The organism is Paenibacillus caseinilyticus, assembly GCF_027533645.1.
GTDB lineage: Bacteria > Bacillota > Bacilli > Paenibacillales > NBRC-103111 > Paenibacillus_G > Paenibacillus_G caseinilyticus.
The window spans coordinates 160,344-182,097 of the sequence record NZ_JAQAGY010000010.1; the positions used below are offsets into that span (position 1 = coordinate 160,344).

The window sequence follows — 21,754 nt, forward strand, 5'->3', positions numbered from 1 at the left end:
AGGAGCACGATGGGCGCTGATATGGACCGCCGGCGGTGACGGTTCCATACTTATATCTTATGTGAATCTAGCAAACCGGAGTGTGCGGACAGCCCCGTACAAGGACACAATTTGCGTACGGCCCAACCCCTGACGGTCTCCCCCTCATACAATGCAGAATCTAAACCGGAAGGAGGCGGCAGCGATGGGTTATGTCGGCGGAGTAGGCGCAGGTTGTGGCGGCGGCTGGACTAGTACGGGAACGATCCTGGTCCTGTTCATTTTGCTCGTTATCGTTTCCAGTGCATTCATCTAATCGCAGTACCTTGGATTCTTGAGTCATATGAAAAGCCCGCTGCCCCGGCAGCGGGTTTTTCGTATGAGGAACACCATCTAATCTACAGGAGGCCCCGCCCTCCAACCGCTGGGTGGATGGGCAGGGGCAGTAGGCGGCACGAAGGGGCCATCCGCAGGAGAAGCAGGCTGAACTGCGCCCTGCTCTCCCGCGGATGCGTACAAGCCAGTCTACAGCCAGGTGCTCTTCTCGCGGTAGGACTTCCGTGGGGTAACGGAGGTGTCGCCCGCCGGATATCCGACGAAGACGGAACCGATAATCTTCTTATTCTCCGGCGAACCGAGGAAGGCGTGGAGCCGCTCGTCGCGCGCCAGACCAATCCCCCTCGTCCGCCAGACGAGGCCTAAGCCGAGCTCCTGCGCCGCCAGCCACATCGAGTGGATCGCGCAGGCTGCCGCATACTCGTTATCCTCGGAGGAGGCATCGTCTCCGGGTACAATGTCGGCCGTCACGACGATAACGACCGGCGTATTCTCCAGCACAAGCAGCGATTCTTTGACGAGGTGGGGCTTGGCCGGGAACCGTTCTTCGAGGAACGTCCGGGCCAGGGCACCATAGCGTTCCTTAGCTTCCCCGCGTACGACATAGAAGTGCCACGGCTCTCTCAGCCGGTCGTTCGGCGCCCAAGTAGCCGCTTCCAGCAGCGCTTGAATTTTGGCTTCTTCCACTTCACGGGGGAGGTACGCCCTTACGGCTCTGCGGCCTTTTAACATTTCGACTGCGTTCATAGAAATTCATCATCCTTTGGGGTGGTATTGGCGGGAGCCCCCTTCTCCGGTACGAGAAGCGGGCAGTCTGCGAATCTATCAATACATCAGTCTACCATACCTGGCCGGCTGGGAGAAGGGGAGGCGGAGGGCGAAGTCTTTGCGGGGCGGACCTGGCGCAGCGGCAGGAATCCCTTGGGGGTGTGTCGAAGTTTTGGAAGAAGACCCGGAACTTGTCTATTCCTAACTCAGAAAGGGTGGATAATCATGAGAAAATCGATGGTGATTTCCCTGACGGCTGCTCTGGCTTGCCTCGGGCCGGCAGCTTCCTTCGCTTCTGCGGCTGCATCAGCCTCAGCGCCCCTTCCGTCCAATTTGACCGTACACTGGGACGGGGAGCCGGCGGCGCTCGGCAATAACGCATTTCTGGTAGACAACCAGCTCTATGCCCCGTACCTGCCGGCTGCGTCTGCCATGGGAGCCGAGGCGAAGTGGGACGCGGACGCCAAGAGCCTCAGGCTGCACAAAGGAAACGTCACCGTCGAGCTCAGCGCCGAGCCGGCCGAGAGCAAGGAAGACGCCGGGCAGCCGGCCGGCGCGCCGTTGCTCGTCATCGGCGAGAATGCGTATGTTCCCGTCCGCTTCGTCTATGAGCGCTTCGGGTACAAGGTGGGGTATGACCCGCAGAAGCGTGCGGTGGCTGTCACCTCCGGGGGAACTCCAGCCGCGGAAGCCCACCAGGCGGCGATCATCGCCGATCTGGATCCGGAGCAGGCTGCCGGCATGCGGATCGAAGGCGTGACAGGGGACAAGCAGGGACACCTTTATACGGTGGATATGGACTCGAAGCGGCTTTACCGGATCGTGCCCGAGACGGGCAAGGCCGAGGTGCTGACGATCCTGCCGCGCTCCGCAACCGGGATGGCCTTCGGGCCGGACGGCGCTTTGTATCTGGCGAGCGGCGGAGGGCAGGGTGTGGAAGGCACGGTCCTGCGGATTCCCGGAGAAGCACTGCATGGCGGCGCCTTCGACGCTTCGAAGGTCGAGACCTTCGTCAGCGGCACGAACGGGGCCAACGGGCTCGTCTTCGGCACCGGCGGCCGGCTGTATGTGAGCGGCGGAGCGACAGGCAATGTGTATATCGTCACGCCGGACGGCAAGCTGACGGTATGGGCCAGCGGGCTTGCCGCCGAACGGGAAGAGCAGAAGATCGTGGTGAACGGCCTGGCCTTCGATGCGGAGGGCAGGCTGACTATCGCCAATACGAGCTCGGGCGAGATCTGGAAGGCGCCCGTGAACGCGGCGGACGGTTCCATCGGTACGGCGGAGCGCTTCGCGAAGAGCCCGCTGCTCTATGGTGCGGACGGGATCGCATTCGGACCGGACGGCGTGCTGTATGTATGCGCGAACGAGCGGAACAGCATAGTGAAGGTGACGCCGCAGGGGGAAGCGGCAGAGCTTGCGGCCAACGGCAGCGACGGGCCGCTCGAGTTCCCGGCCAGCGTGCATATCATGGGCGGAGCGCTGTATATCAGCAACTTTGACCAGCCGCGCGGAGCGAACAAACCAAGCGAGCCGGGGATCGGGGCGTCGATCGCCAAGATCGGCCTGCAGGGGAGCGAACAATCCGGCGGCAGCGGGACCCATCACTAGGCAGCGTACGCCCATCCGGGTACCCATACGGGGACCCGGATTTTTTTGGTTCTCCGAATCCGGGCAGCCCGGCAGGCAAAGGGTAGCTAGTAACGTCAAGGTAAGTTCTTGCGCCGAGCCTTCGATTTCGTTAGGCTGTAGACAGTACCGCTATGAGGAGGAATTCGGAAATGAATTACAGACAGCTGGGAAATACGGAGCTTCGCGTAAGCGAGGTGAGCTTCGGCACTTGGGCCATCGGAGGCAGCTGGGGGCGCTCAAGTGATGAGGAAGCACTGAAGGGACTGCAGCGTGCCATCGAGGAAGGCGTGAATTTCTTCGATACGGCGGATGTGTACGGGGCCGGCCATGCGGAGGAGCTGCTGGCGAAGGCGACGCGGGGACAGGAAGATCGCATCCATGTCGCGACCAAATTCTGCCGTGCGGGAGATATCCATGACCCCGGAACCTACTCGGAGAAGGAGGTTCGCCGGTACTGTGAGGACTCGCTGAAGCGGCTGCAGCGCGAGAGGATCGACTTGTATCAGATTCACTGTCCACCCCTGGCCGTGCTGAAGGACGGATCAGTCTTTGAAGTGCTGGACAAGCTGCAGCAGGAAGGCAAGATCCGGCACTACGGCGTGAGCGTAGAGACCGTGGAGGAGGGCCAATTCTGTCTTGGCGTGCCTGGAGTGAAAGCGCTTCAGGTCATCTTTAACCTCTTCCGCCAGAAGCCGGCCGTGGAATTGTTCCCGGCAGCGAAGGAAGCGGGCGTCGGCATCCTGGCCCGGCTTCCGCTCGCCAGCGGCCTGCTCACCGGCAAATTCACGGAGAGCACGACCTTCGAGGCGGATGACCACCGCAGCTTCAATGCCAACGGCGAGCAGTTCAACGTCGGCGAGACGTTCGCCGGACTGCCGTTCCCGCGCGGGGTCGAGCTGGCCGGAGAGCTGGCATGGATCGCGGAAGGACGCTTCACGATGGCACAGGCGGCGATGCGCTGGATTCTCGAGGATGCGAACGTGACCTGCGTGATTCCGGGCTTCAAGAATGTGAGGCAGGTCGAAGATAACCTGCGTGCGGCGGACGCGCGCGCCTTCTCCGCGGAGGAGCTGGAGCGGCTGCGCTCGTTCTACCGCGATTCGGTAGCGTCCCACATCCGCGGGCCCTATTGACCGCCGTATGGTGGAAAGCTCTGAACTACATGAGGTCTCCGATAAAGACGCGTGAATGTATAGAAAGCTCTGAGCCGCATGAGGTCACCGGCAGCGCCGTATGAACGAATAGAACCTCCCTGTCTTCCGCCGTAGCGCGGCGCAGGGAGGTTCTTCCTGTTGATCGGTTTCCTTGCATCTGTCTTGATGTATGCTTCGTTCGGACCGCTATGTATCGGTATCCCAGACGGATTCACCGTTATACGCGCTCGGTGCCGCGCTGAACATCCAGCCGTACTCCCCTGGGGAGATGACCGGAGGGACGCTGACCACAGACCGCGGACGAATAAAGTGAAGTCCCTGCCGGATGCAGTGGTAACAATAAATGCCGGGGCTGCCTTCCCTGAAGCCCATACGCTCGAGCGTCTTCCGCCCGGCTGCCGATACGGCGTGCGCGATGATCCGGCGGATGAACATGCCCCTACGCTTCAGGGCCATGAGATGCTTGGAGAGCTGCCCGAACAGGAAGGCTGCCCGCAGCCGCGGATAACGCGCCTTGTCGATCGCAATGCTGCAGAGATAGGCATCGTACTTGCCTATCCGCCGGTAAGGCAGGGTGTGCCGTTCCACCCTTTTTTCGTCAAATGTGCCGCTGCGGATCTCCTGGTAAATCGCACGGGGGATCGGATAGAGAGAAACGTAGCCCATGAGCTCCTCGCCATCCAGAACCGCAATATCCGTGTACGGATTCACCGAAAGCCGCTGCTCCGTCGTGGCTGCATCAATCCGGTAATTCGGCGGGAACACCTTGGCGTCAAGCGCAAGCAGACGGTCCATGTTCCCTTGGTGTACATATGCAATGCAGAAAGTCCCAACTCCCAACGTGTTGTAATGGCGGGCTATCCCATCTATATTCTTGCTGGCTTGCCTGCATTCCTCCGGCTGGAGCCATCTTCACACAAACTTAACACCGCAGCCTGGAGCGCTTGCAGCAAAAAAAGCCCTGCTTCGCAGCGGGCTTCATTCAACATGGTATAGCAGATCATACGGTAGCGCTGTTCACCGGTACGGCTCCCGCCCGGCTCTTGAGGAGCTGGATCGTAAAGGACGTCTCACCGGGCCGCGATTCGCAGACCAGCCGGCCGGCATGCTGCTCAACGAGCTGCTTGCAGATGGCAAGGCCTAGACCGGTTCCGGTCGATTTACTGGTAATGAAGGGCGAGAAGAGCTTGTCTCTAACATCGGGAGGAATGCCGGGACCGTTGTCCGTGACGCGAATACAGGTATGCTCCCCGTCTTCGTAACCTTGTATCGCAATCAGCTTGGGGGAGGAGGGGTCCATGCTCTGGACCGCATCAATGCTGTTGTTGATGAGGTTCACGAGCACCTGCTGCATGCCTACATGCTGCACACTGAGGCGGATGTTCTGGCAGTCGACCCCGGAATGCAGCTCGATGCCTTCGCTGCTGAGGCGGGGGGCAACGAGATTGACGATCCCGTGGATGAGCTCCTCCATGCTGACTTCCCGGAAGGGCTCCTCCTGCTTGTGCTTAGAGAAGTTCAGGAAGTTGTTGATATGCATCTGGATCGTGTTGAATTCCTCTTGAATGATCGAGACATAGTGTTGGACGGCGCCTGCCGACTCTGCGGGTATCTTTGAGGTCAGCAGCTTCAGGAATCCGGAGATCGTGGTGAGCGGGTTGCGGATCTCATGCGCCATGCTGGCCGCCAGCTTGCCGGCCATCTGAAGCCTCTCTTTGTGCATCTGGGTCATTGCGGAGTCGAACTGCTTCTGGGAGTGCTCCCAGAAGCCCGAAGAGATGACATACTGGATCTCATCGATCCGCGCATGGATCTTCGGCATATACACAGCCATATCTTCACCTGTGGCCAGGCCCTTCTCGTACCATTCGCACGCCGCCGAGGTGAGAAGCGAACGCCAGAGATGGGAACTCTGAAGAAGGTGCGTCGGAGGGGTGCTGATCGACAAGTGATAGCGGCAGAGCGCAGGGATGATCGGGTACAGCGGATGCAGTTCTAAAGGGACATGCCAGTCCGTGACAAGCTGATAGTAGGAATCCGCCGTGCGCTCGAGCTCAGTGAAATCGTATCTGCCCGGATACCTCTCGTCCACCTCGCGGGTCCACTGGCTAATGATGAGGTTCTTTTGCGATAACAGCAATCCTTGAAGGTTAGTTGACATCCTGCCTGCTTCTGCTCCTTTTGTGAATCAATCCATATGGAGTTGTCTGCGGTCGATTTCATCCCGCAGCAAGCGGACGAAGCTGGGCTCCAGTTTCAAATCGAGAGCGAGGAGGTACGCCTCCAGCAGATCTTCATCCGATAATTTTTCAAGGGAAGGGTTCAAGCTTGTAACCTCCAAAGGACAATTTCTCGCGATGATCAGATGAGTCGTCGTGTCCATTCCTGCTATCTGATAGTCGCTGATCACGCATGGACTGCCTTAGGCAGAACAGCCGTTAAGAATACACTCACGGCAGCCCGGCAACCATGGAACGATTCGTTCGGTAGGCCCGTGGCTTTGCGTCCTTCCCTTTAGAGAAGTTTGCCTTTGTCGGAAGCTATAATTCTATTGTATTGATTCCGGGCAGATTTGTATAGACTTCCGGACTACGTTTCGAGAGATTCTGGCAAAATGTTTTGGGGCAGTGGGGGGCATGACCACACCTGGCGATAACAAAATAAATGGAAATAAATTCAATAATATCAGAGGTAAGAGAATGGGGACGTTTGGGGATGGGGAGGAACCGGGCAGCAGCTATAGGTCCGCAGACCGAGCCGGCCGCACCACCGCAGGAGACGCCGCATATTCGCTAGCCGGTGAGGTTGGGCTCCAGTGCAGGTGAAGCTGCCTGAATAATCTATACATGGCATGGAATGACCAGAGCCCCTTTTGCTGCTCCTTGGGGAAGGAGCGGCAAAAGGGGCTCTTGGGAATGGGGTATGGTCAGGTCGCTAGCGATTCGTCGGCGAGCAGGTAATAGAATTCCCCGTCGGTTCCGTGAACGATAATGCGGCCTTCCGCATCCGTCTCCATGTCGAGCACTTCCAAGGGATAGAGCACATGCAGTTCCCGGGTCAATCTATGTAGGACATGATATTTCATGATGGCGGGCCTCCGAGTGAAGGATAGGGCCGGGTGCAGCCCCTCTTCCCCTATCATAGCGGGGGGAACATGGATTTCACCAGAAGTACATAATGGAAATGAACGTTCTTCCCGGGAGACCATGACTGAAGAACGTATCATCCCAATAGAAGCGTATCATGGAACCATCACCCGCGAGGCATTGAAGGAACAGGCATCCCTGTGGGATAGTGGAGGGACAGGGGGCCGGCTATACGGGCCGGACTCCAGAACCCGAGAGAGGAGCATGCAGCATGCCATCCCGAATCATGCATTTGATCATAGCGGACGGCCTGGCGGAGGAGTTTGGATTGGCCTCATCAGGAGCCCTGCTGCTTGGTTCCTTGGCTCCCGACGCGGCGAAGCCGGATGCGGCCAGGTCCGAAGCAGCCCATTTTGCCGGCCGCCGTTATATCGCCTACGGCGCTTTCCTGCAGCAGTACGCCCACCGGATGCCCGATCTGTATCTCCTTGGCTATCTGTCGCATCTCGTCGGAGACGATATTTGGTCGATCTTCGTGCATGCCGGCGGCGTACGCGCCCGCATTATGGAACAGCCGGCGCTCGCCAAAGCCTATTACCGCGACTTCCTGCTCTGCAATGCGAAGCTGCTGGACGCTTATCCGGGGAGGCGAAGGCTCTATGATACCTTGGCTGCAGCGGAGTTTCCGCAGCACGGGGTGCAGGAGCAGGCGGACGGCGCCGCTCTGCAGGAGCTGAAGCGCAGGGCGCTGCAGGATTTTGACTATCCCGCGGCCCATCTGGCCGAGGAGCTGCAGCTCCTCTCGCTGGAAGACGTGCGCCACGGCATGGACCTCTGCATCCAGCGCTCGCTGGATTTGTGCCGGTCCTGGTTCGGCAGCGCCGCGGCAGGCTAGCCGTCTTCCCCGTCTTCCATGAACAGCTCATGCAGGAGCCGGTCGCGGTTCTCGAGGAACTGGCGGGTCAGTACATAATGGGCCGTGTCTTCATAGCGGATGGGGGCGATCGGAGTCTCATCGAAATTCAGGATGCGGGCGCCGGGGTACCCGAGGAGAATCGGGGAATGCGTGGCAATGATAAACTGGGCGCGGTCTTCGAGATTCTTCATGATGCGCAGGAGTGCGAGCTGGCGTGCGGGCGAGAGGGCGGCTTCGGGCTCGTCGAGCAGGTACACCGCTTTCTCCCCGAACCGGTGGAGGAACAGGGAGAGGAACGACTCTCCGTGGGACTGGTGGTGCAGGGATTTGCCTCCGTAATGACGCAGCGACATGGGATGCTCGTCGAGATGGGAGGCGAACTGGTAGAACGTCTCCGCCCGCAGGAAGAAGCCGCTTGTCACCTTGGGCAGCCACGAGAGACGCAGATACTCCCCGAGCGCCGAGTGGGAAGCATCGACTTCGTAGCTGTTGTTGCGCCCGCCGCCGGCTGTATGGAAGCCGCACTGATAGGCGATGGCTTCGAGCAGCGTGGATTTGCCCGAGCCGTTCTCGCCGACGAAGAACGTGATGCTGCCTGTGAAGGAAATCGTATCGAGATGCCGGACCATGGGGATCGTGAACGGATATCCGGAGTCGTCCTCGATGCGGCTGCGGACCAGGGAAACTTCGCGAAGGTACAACGTTTTCAACTCCTATACATGCGTTTTGAGGCTTGCGCTCGCTTGATTCCAGTCTACTCGGTCAAGCATAAAAATCCAAATAAAAATCCGAAGCATTATCCGGGAAGGGCGGTTGCGGCTGTCTCCCAGACGCGGTATGATGAATAGGATACCTCCCGGATGGGAAGCGGACGGGAACGTCCGGACCGGGAATTACGGGAAGGAGGCTGGAACCATGGTGAAGAGAAGAGGCGGAGCGCCGGCGCCGAAGCCCAGCAGTGAAGAGAAGCCGGCTACACTGAAGGACCTGCTGGGTGCGGATGTGCTGCAGAAGCTGAAAGCGCAGTCCGAATCCATGAAGGCGGAGGCCGAGCAGCAGAAGGAAGAAGCGAGGAAGCGGGCGGAGGAAGCCAGGAAGGCGGAGCAAAAACGCCTGGATAACGACTTCGGGCATCTGCTGTCGAACTCGGACCCCAACTGGCGGAAATTCAAATAGTCCCGGGTCATCCGTTGACCGGGACATCTGTAAGAGCAGCAGGCTTGCCGGCCTGCTTGTTTGGCGCTGGAGCCATTTTCCATCCGCCGGCCGCTCCTGAATTTGGGTGAAGTGGGAATAGTACAGGGGATCGGATTACACGTCCGGCCATGCTATTCTACCAGCGAGGAGTGTGTTGTTCCATGCGCCACAAGGCCCTGATCGGCATCTTGTCGGCCGGGTTAGTGCTGGCCGCCCAGCTAGCGGGACCGCAAGCAGCCGTATCCGCGGACGGCGGGTTTCACTTCGGCTTCAAGAAGTCGTCGAAAGGCATGCCCCCCTCTATTGACCAGGAAGGCTTCAAGCCCCTGCTGAAAAAGTACGACGCGGTATTCACCGGAGATCCCGCCCAGAAGGAGCTCTACCTGACATTCGATAACGGGTACGAGAACGGATTCACCGCGGGCATGCTCGATACGTTGAAGGAGAAGGGCGTGCCGGCCATCTTTTTTGTGACCGGCCACTATATCGAGAGCCACCCGGAGCTGCTGAAGCGGATGGCGGCGGAGGGGCATCTGATCGGCAACCATTCGTGGCATCATCCCGATATGAGCGCCATCTCGGCGGAACGGATGAAGGAAGAGCTGCTGCGGGTGAAGGAGGCGGTCGCGGAGGTGGCGGGACAGAAGGAGATGCGCTACCTGCGGACGCCGCGGGGCATCTTCACGGAGCGGTCGCTGTCCGTGTCCAAGGAGCTGGGACTGACGAATGTATTCTGGTCGGTAGCCTACAAGGACTGGGATACGACGGACCAGAAGGGCGCCCAGTACGCTTTCGACAAAGTCATGGCCCAGCTGCATCCGGGAGCGGTTATCCTGCTGCATTCCGTATCGAAGGACAATGCGCAGGCGCTCGGACGCATCATCGATGAGGCGCGGGGCCAAGGATACCAGTTCAAGAGTCTCGATGAGATGAAGGTTCATACGCCGTAGCAGAGCGTACTCCTGCGTTAGAGGAAGTCTCGGAGGCGGGAGCTCTCATAGGTCCAAAGGTGCAGGCAGTTGCTGCGCCTTTTTGGCGTACGAATCAACCTCCTGAATAATCCCAAATTATAAAAATATTAGATGACAATTTCTTCCTCACCTTATACAATGGTCATACGCAATTATGAAGTTCTCTTAAGATTCTTAAGAATCTTTAGATTACGGAAGATACATTCCGTATCAACGCGGGCTATTCCCTAAGCGAGGTGTTCGTAGTGTCCGAAAGCATCTTGGAAGTAGAGTCACTCACTACCGTCATCCGGGACAAGCGCCGGGAAATAACGATTGTCGACGGCATCGATTTCACCATCGGCAAGGGGGAAGTCGTTGCCCTGGTCGGCGAATCGGGCTGCGGCAAGAGCATGACCTCGCTCTCGATCATGGGTCTGCTTCCGCGGACCGGATCGATATCCGGAGGCGATGTGCGATTCAACGGGCGCTCGCTGGTGGGGCTGAAGAAACGCCAGCTGTCTCAAATCCGGGGCAAACATATCTCGATGATCTTCCAGGAGCCGATGACTTCGCTCAATCCGGTCCTGACGATCGGCACGCAGATGACCGAGAGTCTGATCCGTCACCTCAAGGTGGACAAGGCGGCCGCAACCGCTGCGGCCGAAGAGTGGCTGAGGCGGGTCGGATTCCCGGAGCCCGCGCGCATCTGCCGCGAATACCCGCACCGGCTCTCGGGCGGGATGAGGCAGCGCGTTATGCTGGCGATGGCGATGGCCTGCCGGCCCGAGCTATTGATCGCAGATGAGCCGACCACGGCGCTCGATGTGACGATTCAAGCGCAGGTGCTTGATCTGCTCAGGGAGCTCCTCAAGGAGTCCGATATGGCCGTGCTCTTCATCACCCACGATCTGGGCGTGGTGGCGGAGATGGCGTCCCGCGTCATCGTCATGTATGCGGGGCAGGTCGTCGAGACCGCCGACGTGCGTACGCTCTTCACTTCGCCGCAGCATCCCTATACGCAGGGGCTGCTGCATTCGACGCCGCGGATGCACGGGAACGTTGGCCGTCTGGAGCCCATCGCGGGCAGCGTGCCGCGGCCCGGAAGCCATGGACCCGGATGCCGGTTCGCCGACCGGTGCCGGATCGCGAGGCCCGAATGCCGGGACGGGATGCCGCCGCTGCGGAGCATCGGTCCGTCGCACGAAGTGCGCTGCATCGCCGTGCCGTCCTGAGTCGTCCCTTTCGGAGGAGGAGAGAATCCTATGAGCGTTCCACTGCTGACAGTGAACCAATTGAAGAAAAGCTTCCCATACGGGAGCGGCGCAGCGGCCGGTCTGGTCCGCGCGGTCGACGGCGTCAGCTTCACCGTATACGAAGGCGAGACCCTTGGGATCGTCGGCGAATCGGGCTGCGGCAAATCGACCGTGGGCCGTCTTGTGTTGCGCTTGCTGGATTTGACCGATGGTGAAATAAACTTCGGGGGTAAGGACATCGCCCGGATGAGCCAGCGCGAGCTGCGGCCCTACCGGCGGCAGATGCAGTGCGTGTTCCAGGATCCTTACGCTTCGCTCAACCCCCGTTTGACCGTAGGTCAGACGGTAGCCGAACCGCTGATGGTGCAAGGCAAGCTCGGTCGCAAGGAAGCGGCGGCCCGCGCGGAGAAGCTGCTCGACCAAGTGGGGCTCGGGGCAGCCTCCGCCGCCCTCTATCCCCATGAGTTCTCCGGCGGACAGCGGCAGCGGATCGCCATTGCGCGGGCCATTGCCCTTCAGCCGCGGCTGATCGTGGCGGACGAGCCGGTCTCGGCGCTCGATGTGTCGATTCAGGCGCAGATCGTGAACCTGATGAAGGATCTTCAGGAACAGACTCGGGTGTCCTATCTGTTCATCTCGCACAACCTCAGCATCGTCAGCCATATCTCCGACCGCGTCGCCGTCATGTACCTCGGCCGGATCGTGGAGCTGGCTTCCAGAGACTCGCTGTTCCAACGTCCGCGGCATCCGTATACGCAGGCGCTCCTCTCATCCGTACCTGAGCCGGAGGTGGACCGCCGCAGGGAACGCATCATCCTGCGCGGCGAAGTGCCCAGCGCGGCGAACCCGCCGTCCGGCTGTCCGTTCCATCCGCGCTGCCCGGTCGCCGTAGAGCGCTGCAGCCGGGAGGTTCCGGCCTACCGCGAAGTGGACCGGGGCCATATGGCCGCCTGCCATCTTGCCGAGCAAGCCACTGCAGCCAGGCCGCTGTCTGCCGTCTGATAGTATGCGTTAACATCCCATTGTGAGGAGAATGTCCATGTCCACGTTTATGAAGTTCCCGTATTCCCGTCCGGCTGCGGCTGCGATGTCCGCTTTCTTGTCCGCCGCCTTGCTGCTGGCCGGCTGCTCATCCGGCGACGGGGCCAAGGCACCGTCCGGCGAACAGGCCCAGCCGGCTGCAGACGCCAAGAAAGAGAAAGCCGACGGAGGCGAGATCATTTGGGCTTTTCTGGCCGACCCGCAGGGCTTTAGCGACTTTTGGGCGACGACGACAAATTCCAGCGAAGTCATTGACCTGGTGACGAGCTCGCTGTATCACCACAGCTCCAAGCAGGAGCTGGAACCCGATCTCGCCACCGGACAGCCGGTCTTCTCCGAGGATAAGAAGGAGATGACGGTGAAGATCCGCACCGATGCGCTCTATACCGACGGCAAGCCGGTCACCGCGGATGATATCGTCTTTACCTACTCGGTTGCGCTGAGCCCGGATAATAACGGACCGCGCAAAGGGGTATTCGAGCCGCTGGCCAAAGTGGAGAAGGTCGACGATGCGACGATCAAATTCACGTTCAAGGAGCCGTATGCCGGCTATATCGACCTCATGGCCTACAATATTTTGCCGAAGCATATTCTTGGGGATACGCCGGTGAAGGATATGGACAAGTCGGCGTTCATCAAGCAGCCGGTCGGCTCGGGGCCCTACAAGCTCGAGGAGTGGAAGCAGGGGCAGTATCTGCGCTTCGTGCGCAACGAGAAATATTACGGCGGCAAGCCGGCGATCGAGAAGATTACGGTGAAGATTATACCGGATGCCAACGCCACCATGGCGCAGCTGCAGACCGGAGAGGTGACGGCAGGTCCGGTGCCGGCGGACAATCTGGATGTGATCGAGCAGTACGCGAAGACATCGGGCAAGATTAAGCTGCAGAAGGGCATCAAGTCCTCGAGCTACCTGTACGTGGCGTGGAACGAAACGAACCCGCTGTTCCAGGACAAGAAAGTACGGCAGGCGCTGACCATGGCCATTGACCGGCAGGGCATCGTGGAGGGCGTAGCGGAAGGCCAGGGGATGATCGTCCACAGCCAGACGCCTCCGACGTATTGGAGTTACACCGACAATGTGCCGAAGTTCGCGTTCGATGCCGAGAAGGCGAAGACCGTGCTGGCGGAGGCCGGCTGGAAGGATTCGGACGGCGACACGATTCTCGACAAGGACGGGAAGAAGTTCGAGTTCGAGATGCAGGTGAACCAGGGCAACAAGGTACGCGAGAAAGCGGTTACGGTCATTCAGCAGCAGCTGAAAAAAATCGGAATCTCGGTACAGCCGCGGGTCGTCGAGGGATCTGCTTTCTCTAAAAACTTCCAAAGCAAGCAGTTTGAATCGATCTTGTACGCCTGGAATATCAACGGGGACCCGAATCCGAAGGGCATCTGGCACTCCGCCGAGATCGAACACGGGCTCAATACGATCTCCTATAAGAATCCGGAAGTCGACAAGCTCATCGACGAGGACCTGAGGACCTTCGATATGGGCAAGCGCAAGGAGCTGCTCGGCAAGATTGATGCGCTGATCGCGGAAGACCAGCCGTACACCTTCTTGTACTCGCCGACCGCGACCGTCGCGTATCCGGCCAATCTGGAGGGCTTCAACCCTGCGCGCGATTCCTTGAAGGAAGTGGAAAAGTGGTATTTTACCAAGTAAAGGAAAGCGGCCGCCGCTCTACCCTAACCGATAGGAGGGGAACCCCGTGTCCCGCTATATCCTGCAGCGACTCATCAATGCGATCCCGATTTTGATTGGGATCACGATCATTTCGTTCGCCATCATTCACATGGCGCCGGGCAGCCCGCTATCGGCTTTCCTGGAGGATCCGACCATCAAGACGAGCGACAAAGAGAACCTGATCCGCTCCTACGGGCTCGACCAGCCGATGTACATCCAGTACTGGAAGTGGGTCAGCGGGATGGTGACGGGTGACTTCGGAACCTCGTTCCTCAAGAACCAGGAGGTCTCGGACCTGATTATCGACCGGCTGCCGAATACGCTGCTGCTGACGATCACCAGCCTGGCGATCTCGCTGCTCATCGCTCTTCCGCTCGGCATCCTATGCGCGCTGCGTGTGGATTCGCGGCTCGACCGCCTCGTCTCGTCCCTGACCTTCGTCGGGATGTCGGTGCCGGCGTTCTGGCTTGGTCTCATGCTCATCATGTTCTTCTCCGTGAAGCTGGGGGTTCTGCCTTCCGGCGGACTTCAGACGGTGGGGGGTTCCTTCAGTCTTGGAGACCGGCTGCAGCATCTGGTGCTGCCTCTGTTCACTATTGTGTGCGGTGAGGTGGCGATCTGGACCCGGTATGTGCGCTCGAGCATGCTAGAGGTCATCCATCAGGACTATATGCGGACCGCCCAGGCCAAGGGACTGCGGGACGGCCGGGTGCTCGGCGTGCATGGGCTGCGCAATGCGCTCATTCCGCTGGCGACGCTGTTCGGCCTCTCCCTGCCGGGACTCTTCGCCGGCACGCTGATCGTCGAGACGATCTTCTCCATCCCCGGGATGGGGCGCTTATTCACCGAAGCGGCTTTCCAGCGGGACTATCCGGTGATCTTCGCCATCACGACGATCTCGGCGTTCCTGTACGTGCTAGGCAGCATTCTCGCCGACATCTCCTACGCGTTCCTGGATCCGCGAGTCAGTTATTCCACTAAAGCAGCAAAGGGGTAGTCTTATGGAAGCAGCGATTCCAGCTGTCCCGCCAGGGCAGGCACCGGTCAAGAAGGAAAGCCGGGCTTGGACCCGGTTCAAGCGCAACAAAGCGGCGATGGCTTCCCTGGTGATCATGATCGTGCTGGTGCTGCTCGCACTGCTGGCGCCGGCGATCGCCCCGCATGACCCCGCGGAGCAGGATCTGCTGAACCGTCTCAAGCCGCCGAGCGCGGCGCATTGGTTCGGGACCGATGACCTGGGCCGGGATCTTCTCTCCCGGGTGCTCTACGGAGCGCGGGTATCGCTCTCCGTCGGTATCGTGTCGGTCGTGCTGAACGTCATTGTCGGCGTCACGGTAGGGTCGGTCGCCGGGTATTACGGCGGCAGGGTCGATGCCGTGCTCATGCGGTTCGTCGACATGATGCTGGCATTCCCGTCCCTGTTCGTGATGATCGCCGTCGTGACACTGCTGCGGCCGAGCCTGTTCAATATCATTCTCGTCTTCGTCCTCTTCGGTTGGATGACGAAGGCGCGCCTGCTCCGCGGCCAGATTCTCACCGTGAAGAACCGCGAGTTCGTGGAGGCGGCCCGCACGATCGGGATGAGCGACGCCCGTATTATCTTCGTCCATATTCTGCCCAATAGCCTGGCGCCGGTCATTATCTCGGCTACGCTGCAGATGGGCACGATGATTCTGACGGAGTCGACGCTGAGCTACCTGGGCCTCGGGATCCAGCCTCCGGCATCGAGCTGGGGCAATCTCCTGCAGAGCGCGCAGAATCTGACGATACTCACGAAGGCGCCATGGCTGCCGTTCATTCCGGGCTTTATGATTTTCTTGACGATCATGTGCTTCAACTTTATCGGCGACGGCCTGCGCAGCGCACTGGATTCGAAGTAAGGCGTGTCTTGGGGCCTTGCGGAGTTTCGGTTACGTCTAGGTGCGGAAGAGGGACGACACGGTATTCAAGGCCGCATCTAAGGCATCTATGGCATGCAAGGCCGCATGCAGGGCGGCGGACAAAGCAGCATACTAAGGCACCATGCAAGGCAGCGTACTGAGCAGCATCCTCGGGGGTGCTGCTTTTTTTGTTCAGGAAAAACGGGTAATAAGGGCTGCCCGAGCCCGCAGGGAGGATAAGACTTCCTTCCCTGGGGAGAATGGGAAACGTAGAGCATTCCAAGGAAGGGGAGGACACCCGGGATGAAAATGGAAATCGTCTCCTGTCTGCTGCGGGAGAGGCTGAAGGAGAGCGGGATGGCTGCGGAGGAACTGGCGGCCCGGCTGCTGTATAAACCAGAGAAGCTCTATGACTATATGGAGCTGAAGCGTGTCATGCCGCTCCAAGTGGCGGTGTCGATCGCCGGAACGCTCGGATGCGATGTAAGAGCCCTGTATGAATGGCGGCCCGTATACGGTTATGTGGAAGAAAGCGGAGGATAAATATGGAGAGAAGAAAGAGACTAGACGCGAAAGGAAATCGGAGAAAAATGTCGAATATTATCCTATAAGAGTCTAATGGTCATGTGTCCATAAGTCCAAAGGCTCATAAAACTGGATATGAGTCGAGGTGAGTCTTTTGGATAATTTGCCGTTGGCCGTCTTCTTTTTTGTCACCTGGATCGGTATCTTTTCACTGGCTCTTGCTTTTTTTCGGATCAAACTGTATCCATACATCAAACCGATGCTGCTCACCGTCCTTGTCTTAACCCCTTTATCCTGGACCTTGATCCAGCTCATGAAGATCAATCATTATTTCCATATCCTGAATGCCCCGCTGGAAATCACGGCGGCAGCCTTGTGCATGCGGTACTTGTTCAAGCTGAACGGAACCGATTCATTCATGATGGTCACGCTCTCGTACGGTATTGCCGTTTTTATGGAGAATATCACCTCCATGATCGTCAACGATTACCAGATGGAGAGGGCCGCAAGCACCTTGGCCAGCGGCATTATGCATCAGGAATGGATCTTTGCGTTTTTGCTGTTCCTCTTCTCGTATGCCTTCACATTCTTCCGGCTGGGGTTCACCGTTGTGAACAAACACCGCAAAACGAGCATCTCGGCCCGTTACCGGCTCGTTATTGCCCTGACCTTCTGCTCGGTCTGGTTTTCGAATATTTCCGTTCATTTTCTGGAAGACCTGTTCCTCTTGTCTACGTATCTGATCTTTTTTGTGTTCGGGTACCTCTGCATCCGCCTGTACCGCCTGGAACTTGAAGAAGACTGAGGCAGCCGGCAGGGGAGGGCCCATTGTCTGTCGAATACATATAATGAACGATTCTACGTCATGGAGGAACGAACTATAGTGGAGCGGTACCCATTTGCTTTTGATCCGTCCCGTCCTTTCACCGAGCAGGTGGGGGAGTGGGTCGCGGATGTATTCTATGATATCCTGCCGGAAGCGGGCTTCGAGGTCCGCGACGAGCAGATCTATATGGCATTCCAGCTCGAGAGAGCGTATGCGGATAAGGAGATTATCTTCGCGGAAGCGGGAGTCGGTACGGGCAAGACGCTCGCCTACCTGCTCTATGCGGTGTGCTATGCAAGGTACACGCGCAAGCCCGCGGTCATTGCCTGTGCGGACGAGTCGCTGATCGAGCAGCTCGTGAAGCCGGGCGGCGACATCGCCAAGCTCGCGGAACACTTGAACCTCGTGATCGATGCGCGGCTCGGCAAGTCGCCCGACCAGTATCTCTGCCTGATGAAGCTCGATGAGGCCCGGTTCCAGGATGAAGACGGCGAGCTGTTCGAAGAAGTCTATGAGGGGCTCCCGGACTTCACCCGGTCGAATGCGGCCATGCAGTCGTTCCATCCGTATGGGGACCGCAAGCATTATCCCCATCTGAATGACGGGCAGTGGAACAAGATCGGATGGGATACGTTCCAGGACTGCTTCGTCTGTGAGAAAAGGCACCGCTGCGGCCAAACCTTGTCCCGGGATCATTACCGGCGTTCGCCCGACGTCATTATCTGCTCCCACGACTTCTATATGGAGCATGTATGGACGGCGGACAGCCGCAAGCGCGAAGGACAGCTGCCGCTGCTGCCGGAGCACAGCTCGGTCGTCTTCGACGAAGGCCATCTGCTTGAGACGGCTGCGCAGAAGGCGCTCACTTACAAGCTGAAGCATGCCGTATTCGAGGAGCTCATCACCCGGCTGCTGCAAGGCGAGATCCGGGAGACGCTCGCGGTGCTGATCGATGAGGCGATCGACACCAGCGAGATGCTCTTCCGGGAGCTGTCCCGCGCGAGCACGCCGGTCCCGGGCACGGAGCGCATGCGCATCGAGCTGGTTCCGGAACTGCTGCGGGAGGTGCGGGCGCTCCGCAGCGTGCTTACCGCCATCGAAGAGGAGCTCGTGTTCGAGGGCGAGCTCTATACCTTGAACGAATACCAGCTGCGCATCGTCGAGGAGCATCTGGAGATGATGCAGCGGGCGCTGGTGCTCTTCGATTCGCCGGATACCTTGATCTGCTGGGCGGAGGGCAGCGGGAACGCGCTGACGCTCTCGATCATGCCGAGGACGGTGAAGGAAGTGCTCGGGGAGCAGGTGTTCACGGCGAAGATGCCGGTCGTCTTCTCTTCGGCGACGCTGTCCGTGGACGGGTCCTTCGATTACATGGCGGAGAGCCTCGGCATCGGGAAGTACCGTTCTTTCTCCGTGCCTTCCCCTTACGATTACGAGCACCAGATGGAAGCGATCTATCCACGCTGGCGGGAGGGGGGGCGCTTCGAAGAGAAACTGGATATGGCGGTCCGGCTCCTGGAGCGCACGGCGGGCAGGGCGCTGCTGCTCTTCCCGACACGCGAGGAGCTGCGGCGGTTCAAGAGCGAAATCGGCCGCTATCCGGCGTGCGGAGCCCTTCGCTTCCTCTACGAAGGCGACGCCGAGATCAGCCATCTCATCGAAGCGTTCCAATCGGATGAGGAGAGCGTCCTGTGCGCCGTCTCCCTGTGGGAGGGGCTCGACGTGCCGGGGCCGGCGCTGTCGAATGTCATCATCTGGTCGCTGCCGTTCCCGCCGCAGGATCCCGTCTTTATGGTGAAGCGGAGCGCTTCCGCCTCGCCGTTCGAGGAAGTGGAGCTGCCGTATATGCTGCTGCGGCTGCGCCAGGGCATGGGCCGGCTGATCCGCTCCCGGGAGGACCGGGGCATCGTGGCGGTGTTCGCCGAAGACCGGCCGGAAGAGGGCGCGATCCGCGCGCGGATCGAGGCGGTGCTGCCTACGGGCGTCCTGCTGCAAGAGCTTCAGGCAGGGCAGGGTGCGAAGAGTTGAATCGGTAATCGGGATCATACACGAAGTAGGATACAAAGTCATAACAAACAAGCCCGGAACCCCAGGATCCGGGCTTGTTTGTCATGACTGAAAGTGAAAGACGCAAAACGCGTTCTTGTATCTCTGTTGCTTCATCCAACGCTGTCGGCATTCAAAAAGACGGCGGCGAAATGAGGGATGGCTGTTTTCCGAGTGGACGTGATCATAGGGGCGCCGCGCGCGCCTTGAACTTTTTTGGAAGCGGCCAGCCCTGCGCGTGCTCGCGGGGAAGGAAGCCAGCAGTCCAGCCGCTGCTCATCGGCCGCCTTCGTCAACGTGAGTATTTACGGATAGTAGGAGTACTGGGGCGACGGAACAATGCTTTACCGTACGGAAGACAAGCCGATTTTATCCCCTCGATTGTTGTTATTTCCACCTTGAAGAAAAGGGCGGGTTGTCCAAAAATAGAAGCATAGGGTTTATCGAAGTGACCCGATGGCCCATCCCCCAAAGGAGCGTGTTCTTCATGACCCGGCAGCGAACCAAGCCGAAAGCACTCATTCTGACTTTGATCGCCGTTCTATTCCTCAGCCTCCTTCCGCTTTATCCGTCCCAATCGCTGGGCGCAGCCGCGCCTTGGCAGGCCGGCACCGCTTACAAGGCGGGAGACCAGGTGACGTACAGCGCCAAAACGTACCAATGCCTCCAGCCGCACACGGCTCTGCAGGGCTGGGAACCGCCGAACGTTCCGTCGCTGTGGAAGGAAGCAGCCGGCGGCGGCACGGGCAGCGATACGGCGGCACCGTCGGTACCGGCGAACGTGGCCGTGATGTCCAAGACATCCACATCCGTAACACTGACCTGGAATGCCTCCACGGATAACACCGGAGTCACGCAGTACGAGGTATACCGCGGCACGGCTCTGGCGGCCTCCGTCACCGGCACGACCGCCACTGTGAGCGGATTGACGGCAAGCACGGCCTACACGTTCACCGTGAAGGCGAAGGACGCGGCGGGCAACGTATCGGCAGCGAGCAGCGCCGTCTCCGTCACGACCAGCGCACCGGCCCCGGCCGACACGGCCGCTCCTACCGTGCCGGGCGGCCTGAAGGTGACCGGCGTAACCAGCTCCTCCGTCTCTCTGTCGTGGAGCGCTTCCACCGACAATGTGGGCGTCACGCAGTACGAGGTATACCGCGGCACGATGCTCGCAGCCACGGTAACTGGCACGGAGGCGACCGTGAGCGGACTGACGGCAAGCACCGCCTACACGTTCGCAGTGAAGGCGAAGGACGCGGCCGGCAATGCGTCGGCGGCGAGCGCTTCTGTGAGCGCAACGACCGATAAGGCGGGCACGACGCCGGCAGGCGGACGCAAGTACGTCGCTTACGCCAGTACGTGGAACACGAGCATTTATGACCTGAAGCCGGAGAACATCCCGAACTACATCACGAACGTCAACCTGTCGTTCGCCCGCCCGGATACGGCATATGTCAAAGGTTCTTATCAGTTCGACCAAGCTGTAGCAGGTTTTGAATTCTTCGAAGGCGCAGCCACGAACGCAGGGCAGAAAAAGTTCACCGCCCAGCAGTCGCAGGATCTTCGCAGCGCCATCGCGGCCCTGAAGGCACGCGGTACGGAAGTATGGGTATCGGTCGGCGGCTGGTCTTACAGCCAGGGCGACCAGTGGTCGCGCTTCAGCGCTCCGCACGTGGTGGATCTTGCGCTGGATCTGGGCGCTTCCGGCGTAGATATCGACTGGGAATCGAGCTCAAGCGTGTGCAATAAAGGAACGGAAGCCACTTTCTCGTGCACCAAGGACGCGGAGATCAGCGGCATCATCTCGACCCTTCACAGCGAGATCGCATCCCGCCAGGCCGGGCTTAAGATCTCGATTGCAGGCTGGTCTACAGGGGCCTACTATGTGAAGGGCACGCCGTTCGAAGAAGGCAAGGTCCAGTGGGGTTCGCCGTTCGGCGGCACCATGTACACCGTAGTGAAGAACCAGGGCAGCAAGATCGATATGATCAACCTGATGTCTTATGATGCCGGCGATTACTTCGACGCGAGAGAAAGCTACGAAGCCTACCGTGCCATCTACGGCGGCATTCTCAATATGGGCATGCAGGTCGCGCCGGAAGGTGCGGGCGGAGCGGTGCTGGAAGTGGAAGCGCCGGCCGGCACCGTGTACGATGCCGACATGATGACAGGACAGAACAACATGGCAACCTCTTACTACAATGTGGAAACCATGGTGAAGTATATCAAGAACAAAGGCAAAGCGACAGACGGCTTCATGCTGTGGCAGCTGTGGAAGCAGCGCGTTCACCAGCCGGCTCCGGCTGGAGCGGCTACCGAGAACAGCGCAGGGCAATATGTATGCCGCAACCTGCCGCTCGCAGGCGACTGCTCGCAGAGCATTCCGGTACTGCCGAAGCTGAATCCGTAAGCGCTATGGCGCAGCTTCCCGCACGCAGCTTGGAGTAAGCCCAGCGTGACGCAGCAAAGCAAAAAACC

21 protein-coding genes and 1 riboswitch are annotated in these 21,754 nt (G+C 59.4%); of the genes, 15 read left to right on the top strand and 6 right to left on the bottom strand.

What is annotated here, in order from left to right; genetic code table 11:
* Positions 1 to 184: 184 nt before the first annotated feature.
* On the top strand, positions 185 to 295 hold the full coding sequence (locus O9H32_RS16970) for a YjcZ family sporulation protein (RefSeq protein ID WP_269867308.1): 111 nt from the start codon (positions 185 to 187) through the stop codon (positions 293 to 295).
* A 209-nt stretch (positions 296 to 504) separates the two neighbouring features.
* On the opposite strand, the gene O9H32_RS16975 is transcribed toward O9H32_RS16970, so the two are convergent.
* A complete protein-coding gene (locus tag O9H32_RS16975; protein ID WP_269867309.1) occupies positions 505 to 1,062 on the bottom strand; it encodes a nitroreductase family protein in 558 nt (185 codons plus the stop codon).
* 246 nt (positions 1,063 to 1,308) lie between these two features.
* Between O9H32_RS16975 and O9H32_RS16980 the strand changes: the two genes are divergently transcribed.
* On the top strand, positions 1,309 to 2,694 hold the full coding sequence (locus tag O9H32_RS16980) for an SMP-30/gluconolactonase/LRE family protein (protein ID WP_269867310.1): 1,386 nt from the start codon (positions 1,309 to 1,311) through the stop codon (positions 2,692 to 2,694).
* Positions 2,695 to 2,864: 170 nt separating this feature from the next.
* On the top strand, positions 2,865 to 3,848 hold the full coding sequence (locus O9H32_RS16985) for an aldo/keto reductase (RefSeq protein ID WP_269867311.1): 984 nt from the start codon (positions 2,865 to 2,867) through the stop codon (positions 3,846 to 3,848).
* Between the two features lie 207 nt (positions 3,849 to 4,055).
* On the opposite strand, the gene O9H32_RS16990 is transcribed toward O9H32_RS16985, so the two are convergent.
* The 4 genes from O9H32_RS16990 to O9H32_RS17005 all read right to left on the bottom strand — a co-directional run bounded on the left by O9H32_RS16990 (position 4,056) and on the right by O9H32_RS17005 (position 6,954).
* Positions 4,056 to 4,664: a hypothetical protein gene (locus O9H32_RS16990; RefSeq protein ID WP_269867312.1), complete on the bottom strand. Its 609-nt coding sequence runs from the start codon at positions 4,662 to 4,664 to the stop codon at positions 4,056 to 4,058.
* Positions 4,665 to 4,869: 205 nt separating this feature from the next.
* On the bottom strand, positions 4,870 to 6,009 hold the full coding sequence (locus O9H32_RS16995) for a sensor histidine kinase (protein WP_269867313.1): 1,140 nt from the start codon (positions 6,007 to 6,009) through the stop codon (positions 4,870 to 4,872).
* Positions 6,010 to 6,057: 48 nt separating this feature from the next.
* Entirely contained in the window at positions 6,058 to 6,195 is a 138-nt protein-coding gene (sda, locus tag O9H32_RS17000; protein ID WP_269867314.1) for a sporulation histidine kinase inhibitor Sda, read from the bottom strand.
* 125 nt (positions 6,196 to 6,320) lie between these two features.
* Positions 6,321 to 6,408, bottom strand: a riboswitch (cyclic di-GMP riboswitch).
* A 387-nt stretch (positions 6,409 to 6,795) separates the two neighbouring features.
* The gene (locus O9H32_RS17005; protein WP_269867315.1) at positions 6,796 to 6,954 is read right to left on the bottom strand and encodes a hypothetical protein; all 159 of its coding nucleotides are present in this window, start codon (positions 6,952 to 6,954) and stop codon (positions 6,796 to 6,798) included.
* Positions 6,955 to 7,241: 287 nt separating this feature from the next.
* Here O9H32_RS17005 and O9H32_RS17010 point away from each other — a divergent pair, with 287 nt between their 5' ends.
* Positions 7,242 to 7,850 (top strand): hypothetical protein, encoded by a 609-nt coding sequence (locus O9H32_RS17010; RefSeq protein ID WP_269867316.1) that lies wholly within the window; start codon positions 7,242 to 7,244, stop codon positions 7,848 to 7,850.
* Here O9H32_RS17010 and O9H32_RS17015 read toward each other — a convergent pair.
* On the bottom strand, positions 7,847 to 8,572 hold the full coding sequence (locus O9H32_RS17015; protein WP_269867412.1) for an AAA family ATPase: 726 nt from the start codon (positions 8,570 to 8,572) through the stop codon (positions 7,847 to 7,849). The two genes, O9H32_RS17010 and O9H32_RS17015, sit on opposite strands and share 4 nt — an antisense overlap.
* Positions 8,573 to 8,786: 214 nt before the next feature.
* Here O9H32_RS17015 and O9H32_RS17020 point away from each other — a divergent pair, with 214 nt between their 5' ends.
* The 11 genes from O9H32_RS17020 to O9H32_RS17070 all read left to right on the top strand — a co-directional run bounded on the left by O9H32_RS17020 (position 8,787) and on the right by O9H32_RS17070 (position 21,686).
* Positions 8,787 to 9,047: a YqkE family protein gene (locus O9H32_RS17020; protein WP_269867317.1), complete on the top strand. Its 261-nt coding sequence runs from the start codon at positions 8,787 to 8,789 to the stop codon at positions 9,045 to 9,047.
* 182 nt (positions 9,048 to 9,229) lie between these two features.
* A complete protein-coding gene (gene pdaA, locus O9H32_RS17025) occupies positions 9,230 to 10,018 on the top strand; it encodes a delta-lactam-biosynthetic de-N-acetylase (protein ID WP_269867318.1) in 789 nt (262 codons plus the stop codon).
* A 266-nt stretch (positions 10,019 to 10,284) separates the two neighbouring features.
* Entirely contained in the window at positions 10,285 to 11,253 is a 969-nt protein-coding gene (locus O9H32_RS17030) for an ABC transporter ATP-binding protein (protein WP_269867319.1), read from the top strand.
* A gap of 30 nt (positions 11,254 to 11,283) precedes the next feature.
* A complete protein-coding gene (locus O9H32_RS17035) occupies positions 11,284 to 12,276 on the top strand; it encodes an ABC transporter ATP-binding protein (RefSeq protein ID WP_269867320.1) in 993 nt (330 codons plus the stop codon).
* Between the two features lie 37 nt (positions 12,277 to 12,313).
* Positions 12,314 to 13,978, top strand: a complete 1,665-nt coding sequence (locus O9H32_RS17040) for a peptide-binding protein (protein ID WP_269867321.1) — start codon at positions 12,314 to 12,316, stop codon at positions 13,976 to 13,978.
* A 46-nt stretch (positions 13,979 to 14,024) separates the two neighbouring features.
* The gene (locus O9H32_RS17045; RefSeq protein ID WP_269867322.1) at positions 14,025 to 14,996 is read left to right on the top strand and encodes an ABC transporter permease; all 972 of its coding nucleotides are present in this window, start codon (positions 14,025 to 14,027) and stop codon (positions 14,994 to 14,996) included.
* 4 nt (positions 14,997 to 15,000) lie between these two features.
* Complete coding sequence (opp4C, locus tag O9H32_RS17050) at positions 15,001 to 15,879, top strand: oligopeptide ABC transporter permease (protein ID WP_269867323.1); 879 nt, start codon at positions 15,001 to 15,003, stop codon at positions 15,877 to 15,879.
* A gap of 303 nt (positions 15,880 to 16,182) precedes the next feature.
* Positions 16,183 to 16,422, top strand: a complete 240-nt coding sequence (locus O9H32_RS17055) for a helix-turn-helix domain-containing protein (protein ID WP_269867324.1) — start codon at positions 16,183 to 16,185, stop codon at positions 16,420 to 16,422.
* Positions 16,423 to 16,549: 127 nt separating this feature from the next.
* Positions 16,550 to 17,209 (top strand): hypothetical protein, encoded by a 660-nt coding sequence (locus O9H32_RS17060; protein ID WP_269867325.1) that lies wholly within the window; start codon positions 16,550 to 16,552, stop codon positions 17,207 to 17,209.
* 78 nt (positions 17,210 to 17,287) lie between these two features.
* Positions 17,288 to 19,258, top strand: a complete 1,971-nt coding sequence (locus tag O9H32_RS17065) for an ATP-dependent DNA helicase (protein ID WP_269867413.1) — start codon at positions 17,288 to 17,290, stop codon at positions 19,256 to 19,258.
* Positions 19,259 to 19,763: 505 nt separating this feature from the next.
* A complete protein-coding gene (locus tag O9H32_RS17070; protein ID WP_269867326.1) occupies positions 19,764 to 21,686 on the top strand; it encodes a fibronectin type III domain-containing protein in 1,923 nt (640 codons plus the stop codon).
* Positions 21,687 to 21,754 lie beyond the last annotated feature (68 nt).